Origin of the sequence: Rhizobium sp. ERR 942 (assembly GCF_007828395.1) — a bacterium.
Classification (GTDB): domain Bacteria; phylum Pseudomonadota; class Alphaproteobacteria; order Rhizobiales; family Rhizobiaceae; genus Rhizobium; species Rhizobium dioscoreae.
Genome location: NZ_VIUA01000005.1, coordinates 433,292 through 451,064 on the forward strand (window position 1 = coordinate 433,292; position 17,773 = coordinate 451,064).

Sequence of the window (17,773 nt, forward strand, 5' to 3'; positions counted from 1 at the left end):
GGTCGCCCGGGGTTAACATCCGGATATTCTCCACTATATGGGATTTCGACCGGTCGCTTGTGCGGACCAGGCCGGCCCTTTCCTTTCAGAATTTAAATCACGCCTTCACTCCACCCACTTATCATCCTTTGGAGACTTATCGTGACCACGCAACCAACAATCACGTTCAATGATGGCCATTCCATTCCGCAGGTCGGCCTCGGCGTCTGGCAGACGCCGGAGAATGTCGCGCCGATGGCGGTCAGCACGGCTTTGAAGGCCGGCTATCGCCATGTCGACACCGCAGCCATCTATGCCAACGAGGATGGCGTCGGCGAAGGCATGCGCCAGTCCGGCGTCGCCCGTGAGGATATCTATCTCACAACCAAGCTCTGGAACGAGGCGCAGGGCTTCGATTCCACGCTGAAGGCCTTCGACGAAAGCCTGAAGCGGCTCGGCACCGATTATGTCGATCTCTACCTGATCCATTGGCCGTCGCCGCACCGCAACCGCTACCTCGATACCTGGAAGGCTTTCGTGCGCCTGAAGGAAGAAGGCCGCGCCCGTTCGATCGGCGTTTCCAATTTTGCCGCCGCGCATCTCGAACGTATCATCGGCGAGACCGGCGTGACGCCCGTGCTGAACCAGATCGAGCTGCATCCCACCTTCCAGCAGAAGGAACTGCGTGCGGTTCACGACAAGCTCGGCATCAAGACAGAATCCTGGAGCCCGCTCGGCCAGGGCAAGCTTCTCACCAACGCCGCCATCGGCAAGGTCGCCGCCAAACATGGCCGCACGCCAGCGCAGGTCATTATCCGCTGGCATATCGACAACGGCCTGATCGTCATCCCGAAATCGGTGACGCCGAGCCGCATCGAGGAAAACCTCAAGATTTTCGACTTCAAGCTCGACAGCGAAGACCTGGCCGAGATGGCCAAGCTCGATTCGGCCAGTGGCCGCATCGGCCCGGACCCGCTGACGGCGAGTTTCTGATCGCAGGTTGCGATCCGCTTATGCAAAGGGGCTCGGAGTGAAGGCTCCGAGCCCTTTTTTCATCCTAAAGCATGTCGCGCAAAAGTGCGCAGCGGTTTTGCGACAACGACATGCACAAAATCAAAAACCTAAAGCGCGGGAAACGACTCTGAAAGATCGCGCGACGCGCTTTAGAGTCCTGAGTGCCGTCAGAGCTGGACCCAGGCCGGTGCCACCGTCGGACCTTTGCCGAGGAAGAAGCCGAAGTGGATGTTCATCTCGCCGATCGGTTCGATGAAACGGGCATTGCGGAGCGGACCCGCGTCGACCGGCTCGAAGCCGATGGATTTGACGAGGCTGGATACGGCGCGCTTGGCCTTCTCGTCGTCTCCGGCAATGAAGACCTGCAGCACCTTGCTGTTACGTCCCTCGACGGGCAGCAGCGGTGCGAAAATCGTATTAAAAGCCTTCACCACCGTCGCCTCGGGCGCAAGCGCCTGGATTTCTTCGGCGGCCGAACTCGAGTGCCCGACGACGAGGTCGCTGAAATCTGCGGTGACGGGATTGCTGATATCGATCAGCACCTTGCCCTTGAGATTTCCGGCTTCCTTCAGCGTTTCCGCGATAACGCTATAGGGCAGCGCCAGTATGACGATATCGGCAAGCTTGATAGCGGCGGCAACTCCGCCCGCTTCGATGCCAGCGCCCAGTTCGGCGGCAAAGGCTGCTGCCTTTGCGGGATCGCGATGGCCAATGACCAGGTCGGACCCTGCTTGGGTCAGCAGACGAGCCAGTCCCGCCCCCATATTTCCGGTACCAATGACAGCGATTTTCATGTTCGTCAGCTCCTTGTTGTGACTGACAAACACATAAGATTATATCCATATCCGGATAAATGATCTAGATATATCGATACTTTAAACGGATTGTTTCTAATGGATCGATTGTCCGGCATGAGCATCTTCGTCAAGGCAGTCGAGCTCGGCTCGTTCAGCGCCGCGGCAGAGGCCTTGAACATGTCGCCGCAGCTCGTCGGCAAACATGTACAATTTCTCGAACAACATCTTGGTGTTCGGCTTCTCCACCGCACCACGCGCCGTCAGCACCTGACGGAGGTCGGCAGCCAGTTTTACGAGCGCTCGCGCAATATTCTGGCAGAAGTCGAGGCAGCAGAAGCGTTGGCGGCGGAAACCCGGGCCGTGCCGCGCGGCAAGCTGAGGGTCAATGCCCCGGTCACCTTCGGTATCCATGCGCTCGCTCCGGTGCTTCCGAAATATCTGAATGCGCATCCGGAAGTTTCGATCGATTTGTCGCTGACGAACCGCATGGTGGATCTGATCGATGAGGGCTATGACGCGGTCTTTCGCATCGGTGAGCTTGCTGACAGCGGATTGATCGCCCGCCGTCTAGGGCCTTATCGCCTGATGATCTGTGCTGCGCCGAGCTATCTGCGCGCCCACGGCACCCCCTCCACGCCGGACGATCTCCGAAATCATGAGTGCCTGATCTTCTCGCATACAATGTTGAGGACTCATTGGGATTTTGAAGGACCAGAGGGGAATGTGAGCGTTCCGATTTCTGGCCGGCTGATGATCGACAATGGTGAGGCGCTGCTGAAAGCCGCGCTGGCAGGGCTCGGTATCGTTCTGCAGTCGTCCGAACTCATTCAGTCGAGCCTGGAAACCGGAGCACTGGTGCCGCTTTTGCCCGGGTACAGCGTGCCGACGCGCCAGCTGCATGTTCTCTATGCGCCGGATCGCCGCATCACGCCGAAGCTCCGCAGCTTTCTCGATTTCGTTTCGGCGCAATTCGGCGGCCACGGATCGGTGTGACCGGATGGCGGGATTATCCTCCGCCATCCTCTCGGCTCATTCTCACGAGACCTCTTGCGCAAGGGCGCCACGCCTTGAACGTGCCATGCCTGTGACGGCGATGGCCAGCGTCGCGCCGATCAGCAGGGCGCCGACCACAAAGGTGATCTGCATGCCTGTTGCAATGGCCTCCGGGCGTGCTGTGATAATATCGCTCGTTCCCGATCCTAGTGTGAAGATGGCGCCCATGACAGACGCGCCCGTTATCAGCCCGAGGTTTCGCGACAGGCTCAGCATGCCTGAAACGACGCCGCGTTGCTCGGAGCCTATGCCCTTCATGATCGCGGTGTTGTTGGATGCCTGAAACATCGCGTAGCTGGAGGTGATGATGACCAGTGGCCCGATATAGCCGGCGGCTCCGAATCTGCCTTGCAGTGCTGCCATCAGGACCAGGCCGATGATCATGCCCACAAGACCTGTCATGGTCATGCGGTGGGCGCCGAAGCGATCGACGATGCGACCGGCCGGCACGCCCGTCAGCGCTGACACCAGCGGGCCGACGGACATGATGGCGCCGACCTGGACCGCATCGAAGCCGAGAGCGCGGGAGAGATAGAAAGGCCCGACCACCAGCGTCGTCATGATGACGGTGGAAACGAGGGTGCTCATGACAAGACCCGTGCTGAGCTTAGGATCGCGGAACATGGAAAGGCGCAGCAGCGGCGACTTTACCTTCGTTTCGGTGAAGGCAAACAGGGCGATGCCTAAAGCTGCGGCCAACAGCAGGCCGATATTCAAAGCGCCAAAGCTTCCATGCCCGATCGTCATTGCCAGCGCATAGGCAGCCAGCGTCAGGGCCAGCAGAAAAGTGCCGATCCCGTCCGGGCGTCCCTGAGCTCTTTTGCTGTTTTGCCGCTCAGTTGGCAGGAAACGCGCAGCGAGCAGGAAATTCACGATCCCGAGCGGCACGTTGACGAGGAAGATGGTTTCCCAGCCAAAGCTGGCGATCAAGATGCCACCGAGCGACGGGCCGAGCGTAGTGCCGATCGCAGACATTGTGCCGAGCAGGCCCATGGCGCTGCCTGTGCGCTCTTTCGGCACGGTTTCACCGACCATCGCGACAGTGAGCGCCATCATCATGGCGGCGCCGAGACCTTGCAGACCTCTGGCGGCGAGCAATAGCCAGAGTGTCGGCGCAATGCCGCAGAAGAGCGAGGCGAGGGTGAAAAGGCTGATACCGATCAGCAGCAGGCGCCGCCTGCCGAAAATGTCACCCAGCCGTCCGACGCTGACGATCAGCGTGGAGATGGCGAGGAGATAGGCAAGCACGATCCACTGCACCTGCTGAAAGGAGGCGCCGAATGCCTGGGCGAGCGTTGGCAATCCGACATTGGCAATGCTGGTATCGAGCGAAGGCATCAGCATGGACAGCGATAGGCTGGTAAGGGCCCAGCGGATGGAGGATGTGGACTTTGTGTGGCCGGCTTTGTCCGGATCTTCAATGATTGGCTGCAACATGAGCTCCATTTCTAGTGACGTATAAAACTTCCGGCAGAAAGGTAGCTCTCGGCATGATATGGCGGAATACGCAGCATTTGCACTTGATCAGTGCATTTGACGCTATGCATCAAGAAAACCATGTTATGGTCGCATCATGTCCACGCCTGATCTCAACCTGCTCGTCACTCTCAATGTCCTGCTTGCCGAGGGCAGCGTTGCGCGCGCCGCCCGGCGATTGCGATTGAGCCCGTCGGCCATGAGTAGGCAGCTGGCGCGGCTGCGCGAGACGACGGGCGATCCATTGTTGGTCAGGGCCGGGCGAGGGCTGGTGCCGACACCGCGGGCGCTGGAGCTACGCGAGCGCGTCGGTCATCTTGTTCAGGAGGCGGAAGCGGCCTTGCGGCCCGCCGAAAGCCTCGATCTGAAGCAGCTTGCTCGAATCTTCACGCTGCGCACCCGCGAAGGCTTCGTGGAGAATTTCGGCGCCGAACTGATCGCACGCATTGCCGAGCAGGCGCCTGGCGTACGGCTCTACTTCACTCAGAAGCTGGACAAGGACAGCATGCCTCTGCGCGACGGCACGATCGATTTCGAGACCGGCGTCGTGGGCGAAGATACAGGCCCAGAGCTGCGGACGCAGGCGCTGTTTCATGATCGCTTCATCGGCGTGGTCCGAAGCGGGCATCCGTTGAGCGAAGCGGAGATCACCCCGGAGCGTTATGCCGCCGGCCGGCATATTCTCGTTTCGCGGCGTGGCCTGCAGAAGGGACAGATCGACGAGGCGCTGGAGAAACTGGGGCTGGCGCGGCAGATCGCAACGATTGTCGGCAGTTTTTCCGCGGCGCTGGCGCTGGCGCGCGCTTCCGACATGATCGTCAGTGTTCCCGAACGGTATACGGGCAATCTGCGTGTCGGCATGCATAGTTTCGCGCTGCCGGTGCCGACATCCGATGTGACGATCTCGCTGCTCTGGCATCCGCGCATGGATGCGGACCCGGCGCACCGCTGGCTGAGGAGCTGTATTCGCGATGTCTGCGCCGGATCGCGTTGGGAGCAATCAACCGGATTCGAAGTCGGCTAAATAATTGCGCAGCAGGCGGTCAAGAGCCATGCGTTCGCCTTCAGAAAGGGTGGAGATCAGGCGTTTCTGCGTTTCGACATGCGCCGTCACCGCCGCATCGATGAGCTCGAAACCTTTCGGCGTCAGGGATATCAGGAAGCTGCGGCCATCATCCGGGTTCTGGCTGCGAGCGACGAGGCCGGCCCTCTCCAACTGATCGATGCGATTGGTCATCGTGCCCGACGAGACCATCATCGTCTCCATCAGATCACTGGGGGAGAGCGTATAGGGCTCGCCCGAGCGACGCAGGGTCGCCAGCATGTCGAAATTTGCCGCGTTCAGTCCGAAGCGGCCGAAGGTCTTCTCCATCTCGCGCGAGAGATGGAGCGCGAGATTGCGCAGGCGCCCGAGCAGGCCCATGGCCGTGGTGTCGAGATCCGGCCGTTCGCGGCGCCACTGGGCGAGAATTTTGTCGATGCGATCCATGCCGGAACTTCGCCATGAATTTATCTTGACGTCAAGGTATTTCGAATTATCTTGAGGCCAAGATAAATTCGAGGCCAAGATCATGAACCGCAATCTCGACCTGTTGCTGACCGCCATCGCACCGGCGATCTGGGGGAGCACCTATCTGGTAACGACGCAACTGCTGCCGGCGGGCTATCCCCTCACGGTCGCTATGCTGCGCGCCCTGCCGGCCGGGCTGCTGCTGCTTGTGATCGTGCGGCGGCTGCCGCGCGGGATCTGGTGGTTGAAAACGCTGGCCCTCGGCGCACTGAACTTCTCCGTCTTCTGGTGGCTGCTGTTCATTTCGGCCTATCGCCTGCCCGGTGGTGTGGCAGCGACGGTCGGTGCCGTTCAGCCGCTGATTGTCATCGTGCTGGCTCGCTTGTTGTTGGGATCGCCGATCCGTAGCCTATCGATTGTTGCTGCCATTGCCGGCATCGGCGGTGTTGCGCTGCTGATTCTGACGCCCAATGCGGCGCTCGATCCGATCGGCATCGCTGCTGGCATCGGCGGTGCCTTCTCCATGGCGGCGGGAACCGTGCTCAGCCGCCGCTGGCGGCCCGATGTCTCGCCGCTGACCTTTACGGCATGGCAGCTGACGGCGGGCGGCGTGCTGTTGCTGCCGGTGGCGCTGCTGCTGGAGCCGCCGCTGCCGCATCTGACCGGCGCCAACATTCTCGGCTTCGCCTATCTCGGGCTGATCGGCGCAGCACTCACCTATATTCTTTGGTTCCGGGGTCTGTCCCGGCTCGAGCCTTCGATGGTCTCGCCGCTTGGCTTCCTCAGCCCGACGATGGCGGTGATCCTGGGTTGGGCCGTGCTCGGCCAGCAGCTGAGCCCGATGCAGATGTTCGGTATCGTCGTCGTGCTCGGTAGCGTCTGGCTCAGCCAGCGGGCGCAGCAGGCTCCATCCACCGAACAATCAGCACCCGCCAGGCACCCGGCAACCGCGCCGAGAGGATAGAAGGCTGCTAAGGTGCGTGGCGATCTTTCAGATTCGCCGGCCGCGCTTGGGCTCGTGATTTTGCGCATGTCGTTATCGCAAAACCGCTTCGTATTTTGCGCGACATGCTTGAGGCAGCAGTTGCCTGCAGACTTCTGATATCAGATCGTAGACGATGTCGGCAGGAGTTCGTTGATGTCTTCAGGAATGAAGCCGCCGGTCTGGCGTTTCCACAGGCGGGCAAACAGGCCATTCTGTTCGGCCAGTTCCTCGGGCCTGCCTTCTTCCACGATGCGCCCGTGATCGAGCACGACTATGCGGTCCATCTTGGCAATGGTGGAGAGGCGATGAGCGATGGCAATCACTGTCTTGCCCTCCATCACCAAATTGAGCCTATCCTGGATGGCGGCTTCGGATTCGCTGTCCAGCGCCGAGGTTGCCTCATCCAGCACCAGGATCGGTGCGTCTTTCAACAGGGCGCGGGCGATGGCCACGCGCTGGCGCTGGCCGCCGGAAAGCTTGATGCCGCGGTCGCCGACGAAGGCGTCATAGCCCTTGCGGCCTTCGCTGTCTGCGAGATCGGCAATGAAGGCATCGGCGCTAGCCATTTTCGCGACCTCCTCAATTTCGTCCTTGGTCGCCTCCGGCCGTCCGTAGCGGATATTGTCACCGACCGAACGATGCAGCAGCGCCACATCTTGCGCGATGACGCCGATCGCGCGGCGAAGACTTGCCTGCGTGATGGCGCGGATATCCTGCCCGTCGATCAGGATCGCGCCGTCCTTAATATCGTAGAAGCGCAGGAGCAGGTTGGCGAGCGTCGTCTTACCCGCGCCTGAGAGGCCAACGAGGCCGATCTTTTCGCCCGGCCGCACCGTCAGCGAAAGGTCATTGATGACGGGCTTGCCAGATTTGTAGGCGAAACGAACATTCTCGAAGCGGATTTCACCGTTCGGGACGACAAGATCCCGCGCGTCCGGCCCGTCGGTAATGGTAGGCGGCGTCGTCATGACTGGCATGGCGTCCTTGATCGTGCCGATCGCCTGGAAGATCTGCTGGCCCATCTGCAGGAAAGTAAATGTGTGACCGGAGAGGCGGTTGAGAACATAAACGGCGGCGGTGAATTCGCCGATCGTGACGAAGCCATCCACGAGTCCGGTAAAGCCGATCGACAGGATAGCCAGCCAGTGCATCATGTTGAGAACGACGACGATGACCTCAGCGGTACGGTAGATGCGTTGTTCGCTCTGCTGAGCTTCGATAGCCTTGCCGATTATGCCTCTGATGGCGCCGGCCTCGCTGTCTTCCGCGGCGAATTGCTTGACCATTTGCATATTGGCGTAGAGATCGGTAATCGCGCCGGAAATCAGGCTGCGACGCTTGGCCGAGCGGCGTGAGCGCTCAGTGAAGACAGGTGCCAGCCTGACGGCGAGAAGCACGTTGAGCGTGATCCAAATGATGGACGGAAGGGCAAGCTGCCAGGAGAGCGCGCCCAGAAGGATGACGGAGCCGACCATCTGCATGATAAAGCGCGGAATGGACTGGAAGGCCGAAACGACCTGCTGCTGGACGGCTGAGGCTACCTGCTGCAGGCGCGAGGCGACCTGGCCGGCATAGAGATCGTGGAAGAAGGCGAGATCCTGCCGCTCCACCGCCCTGTGGCCCTGCCATTGAATGGCGGCCGGCATGCCGATCCCAAGCGTATGCGAGTTCAACGTATTGACGAGGAAAGAGCCAATCGGGATGCAGGGGAAAAGCATCAGCCCAAGGAAGATCAGCAGCATCCGGTCGTTATGCAGGAAAGCGGCAGCACCCTGCTGCGTGACACCATCAACAATGACGGACAGGCCCCAAACGATGGTCAGGCTCATGACTTCAATCGCCATGGTGCAGAGGGCGAGCGTGATCAGGATGCCGCGAAACATGAGGATGAAGTGAAGAAGAACGGCCAGTGGCCCCGAGGGAGGCAGTGGCCGGTAGGGGATGTCGAGCGGCCGGATCAACCTTTCGAAAGGGCGGTAGATCTTATCTGAAATCGACATGGGCCTCTCGGATCAAAAATCGGGAGGAGCGCGGGGAATGAGTCAGACGGGCCGCATAAAATCATCTTCCGGCTGCAATCTCAAATAGAAATTTCAGAAATATAAGACGAGCGGGTGTTGCGAAAACCGGGCCTGAGATGATACGGCTAAGAGCTGTCGCTGAATTCTGAGATAGACGGCTCAGGTGGGAGAATTTTCACAGCAGACAAAAAAGGCGGCTCGGAGGCCGCCTTTTGCAGTCAATCAATCGAAGCAGATCAGTTCCACTCGCGGATATCGACGAAGTGACCGGCGATCGCGGCGGCGGCGGCCATAGCCGGCGAAACCAGATGCGTGCGGCCCTTGAAGCCCTGGCGGCCTTCGAAGTTGCGGTTCGAGGTCGAAGCACAGCGCTCGCCCGGCTTCAGGCGGTCGTCGTTCATGGCGAGGCACATGGAACAGCCAGGCTCGCGCCAATCGAAGCCGGCAGCCTTGAAGATCTTGTCGAGACCTTCGGCTTCCGCCTGTTCCTTCACGAGGCCGGAGCCCGGAACGATCATGGCATTGACCGTGGAAGCCACCGTCTTGCCTTCGACGACCTTGGCGACGGCGCGCAGGTCTTCGATGCGGCCGTTGGTGCAGGAGCCGATGAAGACGCGATCGATGTTGATCTCGGTCATCGGCGTGCCCGGCTTCAGGCCCATATAGTCGAGCGCACGCCACTTGGAAGCACGTTTGGTTTCATCCTGGATCTCATCCGGGTTCGGAACGATACCCTGAATAGAGATGACGTCCTCCGGCGAGGAGCCCCAGGACACGATCGGCGGCAGGTTGGCGGCATCAAGCTTGACGATGCGGTCGTAATGTGCGCCCTCATCCGACTTCAGCGTCTTCCAGTAGGCGATTGCCTGCTCCAACGCCTCGCCCTTCGGCGCGCGCGGCTTGCCCTTGATATATTCGAAGGTGACCTCATCCGGAGCGATCAGGCCGGCGCGGGCGCCGCCTTCGATCGACATGTTGCAGATGGTCATGCGGCCTTCCATCGACAGCGAACGGATGGCTTCGCCGGCATATTCGATGACGTAGCCGGTGCCGCCTGCGGTGCCGATTTCACCGATGATGGCGAGGATGATGTCCTTGGCGGTGACGCCCGGCGGCAGCTGGCCGTCGACCTGCACCAGCATGTTCTTGGCCTTCTTCTGGATCAGCGTCTGCGTGGCGAGCACATGCTCGACCTCGGAGGTGCCGATACCATGGGCGAGCGAGCCGAAGGCGCCGTGGGTCGAGGTGTGGCTGTCGCCGCAGACGATGGTCATGCCGGGCAAGGTGAAGCCTTGCTCGGGGCCAATGATGTGGACGATGCCCTGACGCTTGTCGTTTTCGGAGTAGTATTCCACGCCGAATTCAGCGGCATTCTTGGCGAGCTGTTCGACCTGGATACGGCTTTCCTCGTTCTTGATGCCGAGGTGGCGATCCGGCGAGGTCGGCACGTTATGGTCGACGACGGCCAGCGTCTTCTGCGGCGCGTGAACCCTGCGGCCGGACATGCGCAGACCTTCGAAAGCCTGCGGCGACGTCACCTCGTGAACGAGATGACGGTCGATATAGAGAAGACAGGTGCCGTCGTCTTGGGCGTCGACCAGATGGTCGTCCCAAATTTTGTCGTACAGTGTGCGTGGAGCGCTCATGGCTACAGATCCATATTGGCATTATCGAAGATGGGGGTGACGGATCAGGACCGCCGGCCTCGGGTGTGATCAGCGAAGTCGGCTGTTGAGCGCGCCCGAAATCATCGCAAAGAAACGTGCCGGCAGGCGCTTATGGTCCTGCAGCACGAAAGCCGTGACGTAACGTCCGTCTTTGCTCATGATCTTACTCATGGCCATGCTCATATCAATTTTCAAAACCTTCGGCAATGGCGACGATAGGCAGTATCGGTACGGTCGCCTTTGGCCATCATACTTGCGCGCCGGGCGGCTGGCCCGCGGCCAGACGGGGGAAGGCGGAGCGGTCGCTGCCGGAGCGGCGGCGCATCCAGGCTTCGAGCTGCCGGAGTAAAAGCGAGAGACCGATCGTCAGCAGCAGATAGATGAAGGCGAGGATCGACAGCGTTTCGAAGTAGCGGAAATTGGCCGAGTAATAGAGCTTGGCGAGCTGACTGATATCGGCGACGCCGAGCACGGACACGAGCGAACTGTCCTTCACCATGGCGATGAAATCGTTCGACAGCGGCGGCAAGATGACGCGGATCGCCTGGGGGAAGACGACAAGCCGGAAGCGCTGGAAGCGGCTGAGGCCCAAGGCCTTTGCGGCTTCGATTTGGCCCTGGTCGACGGCCTGGATGCCGGCGCGAAAGATTTCAGCGATGAAGGACGAATAGCCAATCGTCAGCGCGATGATCGTGCGCCAGACGAAAGGCACATCGCGGGTGACGAGCGGTGTCGTCCAGCCGGCGGAGGCCAGCGGCGACGTGACGAAGTTATAGATGGCGACGAAGGCCGGCGTGCCGACGAAGGCGACATAGGAGAGCAGCACCAGCATCGGGATGCCGCGCACGATCTCGATATAGAAGCGCGCCATCTGCCTGAGCACGAGGAAATCGGAAAGGCCGAGCAGCGCCAGTGCCAGGCCGAGCAGCATGGCCAGCGTAAAGGCGACCAGCGTCACGAAGACCGTGACGCCGATGCCATTCAGCAGAAGAGAGAAAATCTGGGCATAGAGGCCGTTCGCTGCAATTGCGAATGAGGCGGCGATGCCGAGGATAGCGAGGGCGACCAGCCACCAGGGAAAGTCTTCCTTGCCGCGGTGCCCGCCCGGACCTGCCAAAGGTGCCATCAGAGCGGGCTTCCAATATATCGGTCTTCAGAGCTCATTGGCCCATCTTGTAGTCGAGGAACCACTTCTTGTTCAGCGCGTCGAGCGTGCCGTCGGCCTTGAGGCTGGCGATGGCGGCATTGATCGGGGCGACGAGATCGGAACCCTTCTGGAAGATAAAGCCGAAATCCTCGGTGCCGAGCGGGCCGCCGACCAGCTTCAGACCGCCGTTGGAGGCATCGACATAGCCCTTGCCGGCGGTGCCATCGGTCAGCACCATGTCGACGTCTCCCGTCTTCAGTGCCTGCACTGTCGCACCGAAGGTTTCGAAGGTCTTGATGCGCGGGTTCTGCTCGTTGCCGTCGAGGACTTCATAGACGGCGGTGTAGAAGGGCGTCGTGCCCGGCTGCGCGCCGATCAGGGCCTCCTTGACCGCGGCGAAGCTCTTGGCATCCGTGAAGCGCTTCTCGTCGCCACGCACGAGCATGAACTGCTGCGAGCGCATATAGGGATCAGAGAAATCGACCTTCTGCTTGCGGTCTTCCTTGATGGTGATGCCGGTCATGCCGATGTTGTATTGGCCTTCGGAAACGGCCTGGATCATCGCGTCCCAGCTGGTGTTCTGGTACTCGACCTTGAAGTTCAGACGCTTGGCGATCTCGTTCATCGCGTCATATTCCCAGCCGATCGCCTTGTTCGTCTTTGGGTCGATGAACTGCAACGGCGGATAGGCATTCTCTGTGACGACGACGACGGTCCTGCCGTTCAGGTTCGGCAGATCGGCGGCGAAGGCGGCGAAAGGTGCAAGCACGAGGGCGCCAAGGCCCAGAAGGAACGAACGACGGAATGCCATGAAAATCTCCCCGATTAGAGCATGATGCCGAAAAGTGTCAGCGGTTTTCGGACGACATCATGCTCTCCCTATTTGATTCTGGCGCGGATTCAGATTTCAGGTCGATTCGACCTGAAATCATCCGACGCCAGGCTGGCGGAAAACTGTCATATTTGGAAAGTGAATGGCAAGGCCATTGCCATGGCTGCGATCATAAAAATGGAAAAGCAACTCTAAGCGGGGAGCCGGCGGAGAAAATTTCTTTCGTGTGGGCGTGAGCCGGACAGCAAAAAGGCGACCCGAGGGCCGCCTTCAAGCTTTGCGATCCCAAGTGGATCGAAACTTATTCTGCTGCCGGCTCGGCTGCAGCAGCAGCTTCGGCAGCTGCCTTTGCTTCTGCGGCTTCGGCTGCGGCCTTCTCGGCTGCGAGCGCCTGAGCGGCTGCAACCTTCTCGGCTTCGATGCGTGCCTTCTCATCGGCCAGAGCCTGGCGCTCGGCATCGTTGAGCTTGCGGGCGCGGGTGCCGGTGTTTTCGACGATACGGGCAGCCTTACCGCGCAGGTCGCGCAGGTAGTAGAGCTTGGCGCGACGGACCTTACCGCGGCGAACGACTTCGACGCTTTCGATCATCGGCGAGTAAACCGGGAATACGCGCTCGACGCCTTCGCCGTAGGAGATCTTGCGAACCGTGAAGTTTTCCTGCAGGCCGCCGCCGGAGCGAGCGATGCAAACGCCTTCATAGGCCTGAACGCGGGTACGGTTGCCTTCCGTGACCTTCACGTTGACGCGAACGGTGTCGCCAGCGGAAAATTCGGGAAGCGTGCGCTTGGCTTCGATCTTGGCAGCCTGTTCGGCTTCCAACTGCTGAATGATGTTCATAGTATCAACCTCGTTGTTGGTTCAACAGCCAGAGCGCTCATCATTCTATCTTTGGTCGGACCCGGAGATCACGCCTCGGATATATGCCCGTTCAGGCAGGAGCGAATACGTCTGCTCTTCTTTGCTGGTTGATGGGAAATTTCCCATGCCGGGCGCGCACATACCCTATTGTCACGCCTTTGTCACCCCTTGCGGCTGAATTAAGTGGCAATTGGCGCCAGTTTTGCGGCGCGCTTGAACCAATGTCGCTCATCCAGACGTGTTGTCGCTACTTCTTTCGCAACTCGTCCAGCAAATCCGGCCGCCGCTCTTTCGTCAGCTTCTCCGCCTGCTCCCTCTGCCATTTGGCGATCGCCGCGTGGTTGCCCGAGGTGAGGATTGCTGGAATCTCTCGGCCTTCCCAGATCTGCGGGCGGGTATAGTGCGGGTGTTCCAGCATGCCGCCTTCGAAGCTTTCGTGCAGGCCGGAAAGATCATTGCCCATGACGCCGGGCAGGATGCGAACGATGGCGTCGAGCAGGATGAGGGCGGCCGGCTCGCCGCCCGAGAGGATATAGTCGCCAATCGAGACTTCCTCGAGGCCACGGCCGTCGATGACGCGCTGGTCGACGCCTTCGAAGCGGCCGCAGATGATGATGACGCCATCGCCGCCTGCAAGCTCGCGCACGCGCTTTTGCGTCAGCGGCTTGCCGCGCGGGCTCATCAGCAGGCGGGGGCGGCTGTCGTTTTCGCTGGCATGGTCGATCGCGCGGGCAAGCACGTCCGGTTTCAGCACCATGCCGGCGCCACCGCCGGCCGGCGTGTCGTCGACGGTGCGGTGCTTGTCGGTGGCGAAATCACGGATCTGCACGGTGTCCAGCGACCATTGCCCGCGTTCCATCGCCTTGCCGGCAAGCGACGTGCCGAGATGGCCGGGGAACATCTCGGGATAGAGCGTCAGGATAGTCGCCCGAAAACTCATGGCGCGGTCACTTCCCAATAAGGATCACTTCTTCGGCTTGCCTTGGGGCTTTTCCGGCTTTGCCGGCTTGCCAATAAGATCGTCGGGGTTGTCGATCAGGCCGGCGGCCAGCGGGTCGATTAAAATCTTGCCGCCTTCGAGATCGATTTCGAGCACGGCGGCTTCGGAAAAGGGGATCAGCACGGGCCGTTTGCCCGGCCCCTTCAGCTCCAGCAGGTCGCCCGCACCGAAATCATAGATGCCGCTGACGGTGCCGTAGCCGACGCCCTGGTCGTCGACGGCTTCCAGCCCTTCGAGATCGGTGTAGAAGAATTCGTCGTCGTCGAGCTCATCATCCGGCAGGTTGTCGCGCTCGATATAGAGTTCCAGGCCGTTCAGTGCCTCGGCGGCATTGCGGTCGTTGATGCCGCGAAAGCGCACGATGACGACATTCTTGGCCTCGCGGATTTCCAGAACTTCGAAGCTGCGGCCGTCCATGCTGTGCAGGTGGCCGTAATCGCCAAGCGCGGTCGGATCGGACGTATAGGCGCGGGCACGCACCTCGCCCCTCAAGCCCTGTGCGGCGCCGATGGTGGCCATCAATACCGGATTTTGCAGTTTCGTCATGGTCTCTTCGCCGATTGCCGGGATTATGCAGCAGATCCAAAATGCTACAGCGACCGACCTTGGCACTCATTTGTGACACGCGGCGCTGTCTTCGGTTCTCTCATAGGCTGAACATTTGCCGATGGGAAACAAAAAACGGGCGGCATGTCGCCATGCCACCCGTTTTCAATCAATGCGGGGTCCGATTACTCGGAAGCAGCAGCGGCGTCAGCAGCCTTCTGTGCCTTTTCGGCAGCGCGCTCCTGAGCCTTCTTGCCCGGCTTTGCCTTTTCCGGGTTATTCTTGGCTTCGCGCTTTGCGATGCCGGCTTCGTTGAGGAAGCGCAGAACGCGGTCGGTCGGCTGTGCGCCGTGGTCGAGCCAGTGCTTGATGCGTTCGACCTTCAGTTCAACGCGCTTGGCGTCGTCCTTGGCAAGCATCGGGTTCCAGGAGCCCAGAGTCTCCAGGAAACGGCCGTCGCGCGGCGAGCGAGCGTCGGCTACGACAACGTGGTAGTACGGGCGCTTCTTGGAGCCACCGCGGGCGAGACGAATTTTCAATGCCATGTTCATTCTCCTTAGGCTTTTCTTGACCGCTTCGTTGTGCGGTATGGTTACGTCGCGCTGCTTTTTTCTTGCTGCGTGATCCCCTGGAAACGTCCTGCGTCTTCGGGATCATGCGGCCAGGGGTTACCCTTTGAAATCCGCAGCGATCTGTTCATGATGCCGGATGACTTCCTTGATGACGAAGTTCAGGAACTTCTCGGCGAAATCCGGGTCCAGATTGGCGTCCTTTGCCAGGCGGCGCAGACGCTCGATCTGAAATTCTTCGCGCGCCGGGTCGGCCGGCGGCAGGTCGTACTTGGCCTTCAGCACGCCGACCTCTTTGGTGCAGCGGAAGCGCTCGGCCAGCATGTGCACCAGTGCGGCATCGATATTGTCGATCGACTGGCGGTATTTGCCCAGTTGGGCTTTGACGTCTGGATCAATCATGGGTCAGCGATCCCTCTCACTTCTTTTTCGGCAAACCGGGAAGGCCCGGGAAACCACCGCCAAGGCCAGGCAGCTTGGCGCCACCGAGGCCCGGCAAACCGCCCCCGCCGCCCAGGCCAGGTAAACCACCCGGCAGGCCGCCGGGACGGCCGAGGCCTGCCGCTTCGGCCTGCTTCTGCAGGGCTTCGAGCTGCTTAGGGTCCATGTTCGACAGGTCGGGCATCCCACCCATACCGCCGCCGAGGCCCATCTTGCCGGCAAGGCCGCCCATCAGCTGCTTCATCATGCCGCCTTTGCCCTTGCCGCCCATCATCTTCATCATGTCGGCCATCTGGCGGTGCATCTTCAGAAGCTTGTTGATGTCGGAGGCGTCGGTGCCGGAACCGGCGGCGATGCGCTTCTTGCGGGAATGCTTGAGGAGATCCGGATTGGCGCGCTCGGCCTTGGTCATCGAGGAGATGATGGCGAGCTGGCGTTTGAACAGGCGGTCGTCGAGGCCGGCGGCAGCCATCTTGTCCTTCATGCCGGACATGCCGGGCATCAGGCCCATGATACCGCCCATGCCGCCCATCTTCTGCATCTGCTGGAGCTGATCGGCGAGATCGTTGAGGTCGAACTTGCCCTTGGCCATCTTGGCAGCCATTGCGGCTGCCTTCTCGGCGTCGATATTCTCGGCAGCCTTCTCGACGAGGGAGACGATGTCGCCCATGCCGAGGATGCGGTCGGCGATACGGCGAGGATGGAATTCCTCCAGCTCGCCCATCTTTTCGCCGACGCCGATCAGCTTGATCGGCTTGCCGGTCACGGCGCGCATCGAAAGGGCGGCACCACCGCGGCCGTCGCCGTCCATGCGGGTCAGCACGAGGCCGGTAATCCCGACGCGCTCGTCGAAATTGCGGGCGAGATTGACGGCGTCTTGACCGGTCAAGCTATCGGCGACCAGCAGGATTTCGTGCGGATTGGATTTCTTCTTGATATCCGCCATCTCGACCATGAGCGGCTCGTCGATATGCGTACGGCCGGCGGTGTCGAGGATGACGACGTCATGGCCGCCGAGCTTGGCGGCCTGCACGGCGCGCGCGGCAATATCGGTCGGCGACTGGCCCGCGATGATCGGTAGCGTGTCGATGCCCGTCTGCACACCGAGCTGGCGCAGCTGCTCCTGCGCGGCCGGACGGCGCGTGTCCAGCGAGGCCATCAAGACCTTCTTGCGGTCGCGGCTCGTCAGGCGGTTGGCGATCTTGGCGGTCGTGGTGGTCTTACCGGAGCCCTGCAGGCCGACCATCATGACGACGACCGGCGCCGGGGCATTCAGGTCGATGCCAACGCCTTCGCCGCCGAGCATCTCGATCAGCTCGTCATGGACGATCTTGACGACCATCTGACCGGGCTTGATCGACTTCAGGATTTCGGCGCCGACGGCCTTTTCGCGAACGCGATCGGTAAAGGAGCGTACGACATCCAGCGCCACGTCGGCTTCGAGCAGCGCGCGGCGAACCTCGCGCAGTGCTGCGGAAACATCGGCTTCCGAAAGCGCGCCGCGGCCTGTCAGTCCATTCAGAATGGAACCAAGACGGTCCTGGAGGTTTTCAAACATCGTTTCTTCCTTATCGATCGCTTGGGATTTGGACTTGGCGCAAGTTTGCGCGGTTCCTCGCCCGAAAACGTCGTGCTTTTCCATGACGAAAACAAGACGCAAAGCCAAAAAGCACCCGAGGGCGCATCGCGCTGTCGGGTGTTGACCTCCGGGATCTCTTTATACCTTAATGGGTCCCGGTCGGTGGCTCGGAGGCTTGTGCTCGTCGCAGATTGCAGGCGATAAACAGGAAAAGGCCGGCAAAGTCAACCCAATGCGGCCGAAATGCCTGAAATGCACGGATGACATCACTATATCGATGTCGATTTGACCGTATTAC

At 60.6% G+C, this 17,773-nt stretch carries 17 protein-coding genes; 4 read left to right on the forward strand and 13 right to left on the reverse strand.

All coding sequences use genetic code 11. The features are described from left to right. Positions 1-141 precede the first annotated feature (141 nt). Entirely contained in the window at positions 142-972 is an 831-nt protein-coding gene (locus tag FBZ97_RS22115) for an aldo/keto reductase (RefSeq protein WP_145321973.1), read from the forward strand. Between the two features lie 188 nt (positions 973-1,160). On the opposite strand, the gene FBZ97_RS22120 is transcribed toward FBZ97_RS22115, so the two are convergent. Continuing rightward, positions 1,161-1,820: an NADPH-dependent F420 reductase gene (locus tag FBZ97_RS22120; RefSeq protein ID WP_269244576.1), complete on the reverse strand. Its 660-nt coding sequence runs from the start codon at positions 1,818-1,820 to the stop codon at positions 1,161-1,163. A 66-nt stretch (positions 1,821-1,886) separates the two neighbouring features. On the opposite strand from FBZ97_RS22120, the gene FBZ97_RS22125 reads away from it, so the two are divergent. After that, positions 1,887-2,783, forward strand: a complete 897-nt coding sequence (locus FBZ97_RS22125) for a LysR family transcriptional regulator (protein WP_113352927.1) — start codon at positions 1,887-1,889, stop codon at positions 2,781-2,783. 42 nt (positions 2,784-2,825) lie between these two features. Here the strand turns inward: FBZ97_RS22125 and FBZ97_RS22130 are convergent, their stop codons facing one another. Further along, entirely contained in the window at positions 2,826-4,280 is a 1,455-nt protein-coding gene (locus FBZ97_RS22130; RefSeq protein WP_145321975.1) for an MFS transporter, read from the reverse strand. A gap of 136 nt (positions 4,281-4,416) precedes the next feature. Between FBZ97_RS22130 and FBZ97_RS22135 the strand changes: the two genes are divergently transcribed. Next, positions 4,417-5,343 carry a LysR family transcriptional regulator gene (locus tag FBZ97_RS22135; RefSeq protein ID WP_113352926.1) on the forward strand — a complete coding sequence of 309 codons (927 nt, stop codon included), beginning with the start codon at positions 4,417-4,419 and terminating at the stop codon, positions 5,341-5,343. Here FBZ97_RS22135 and FBZ97_RS22140 read toward each other — a convergent pair. Next, positions 5,320-5,808 carry a MarR family transcriptional regulator gene (locus FBZ97_RS22140; RefSeq protein ID WP_145321977.1) on the reverse strand — a complete coding sequence of 163 codons (489 nt, stop codon included), beginning with the start codon at positions 5,806-5,808 and terminating at the stop codon, positions 5,320-5,322. The two genes, FBZ97_RS22135 and FBZ97_RS22140, sit on opposite strands and share 24 nt — an antisense overlap. 82 nt (positions 5,809-5,890) lie before the next feature. Between FBZ97_RS22140 and FBZ97_RS22145 the strand changes: the two genes are divergently transcribed. Then, a complete protein-coding gene (locus FBZ97_RS22145; RefSeq protein WP_145321979.1) occupies positions 5,891-6,793 on the forward strand; it encodes an EamA family transporter in 903 nt (300 codons plus the stop codon). 140 nt (positions 6,794-6,933) lie between these two features. Here FBZ97_RS22145 and FBZ97_RS22150 read toward each other — a convergent pair whose 3' ends face one another. The 10 genes from FBZ97_RS22150 to ffh form a co-directional block, all read right to left on the reverse strand. After that, entirely contained in the window at positions 6,934-8,814 is a 1,881-nt protein-coding gene (locus FBZ97_RS22150; protein ID WP_113389986.1) for an ABC transporter ATP-binding protein, read from the reverse strand. Positions 8,815-9,071: 257 nt separating this feature from the next. Then, the gene (gene leuC / locus FBZ97_RS22155) at positions 9,072-10,481 is read right to left on the reverse strand and encodes a 3-isopropylmalate dehydratase large subunit (protein WP_145321981.1); all 1,410 of its coding nucleotides are present in this window, start codon (positions 10,479-10,481) and stop codon (positions 9,072-9,074) included. Positions 10,482-10,749: 268 nt separating this feature from the next. Next, positions 10,750-11,628 (reverse strand): amino acid ABC transporter permease, encoded by an 879-nt coding sequence (locus FBZ97_RS22160; protein ID WP_145321983.1) that lies wholly within the window; start codon positions 11,626-11,628, stop codon positions 10,750-10,752. A gap of 34 nt (positions 11,629-11,662) precedes the next feature. After that, entirely contained in the window at positions 11,663-12,460 is a 798-nt protein-coding gene (locus FBZ97_RS22165; RefSeq protein WP_145321986.1) for a transporter substrate-binding domain-containing protein, read from the reverse strand. A gap of 322 nt (positions 12,461-12,782) precedes the next feature. Beyond that, positions 12,783-13,319, reverse strand: coding sequence for a 50S ribosomal protein L19 (gene rplS / locus FBZ97_RS22170; protein ID WP_069614778.1), 537 nt, complete (start codon positions 13,317-13,319; stop codon positions 12,783-12,785). A 268-nt stretch (positions 13,320-13,587) separates the two neighbouring features. Next, positions 13,588-14,280, reverse strand: a complete 693-nt coding sequence (gene trmD, locus FBZ97_RS22175) for a tRNA (guanosine(37)-N1)-methyltransferase TrmD (RefSeq protein WP_145321990.1) — start codon at positions 14,278-14,280, stop codon at positions 13,588-13,590. 24 nt (positions 14,281-14,304) lie between these two features. Next, on the reverse strand, positions 14,305-14,886 hold the full coding sequence (rimM, locus tag FBZ97_RS22180; protein ID WP_113330858.1) for a ribosome maturation factor RimM: 582 nt from the start codon (positions 14,884-14,886) through the stop codon (positions 14,305-14,307). A gap of 185 nt (positions 14,887-15,071) precedes the next feature. Then, on the reverse strand, positions 15,072-15,431 hold the full coding sequence (rpsP, locus tag FBZ97_RS22185; protein WP_069614776.1) for a 30S ribosomal protein S16: 360 nt from the start codon (positions 15,429-15,431) through the stop codon (positions 15,072-15,074). A 123-nt stretch (positions 15,432-15,554) separates the two neighbouring features. Further along, complete coding sequence (locus FBZ97_RS22190; RefSeq protein ID WP_069614775.1) at positions 15,555-15,857, reverse strand: chorismate mutase; 303 nt, start codon at positions 15,855-15,857, stop codon at positions 15,555-15,557. Between the two features lie 16 nt (positions 15,858-15,873). Continuing rightward, on the reverse strand, positions 15,874-17,454 hold the full coding sequence (gene ffh, locus FBZ97_RS22195; RefSeq protein WP_069614774.1) for a signal recognition particle protein: 1,581 nt from the start codon (positions 17,452-17,454) through the stop codon (positions 15,874-15,876). Positions 17,455-17,773: the final 319 nt, after the last annotated feature.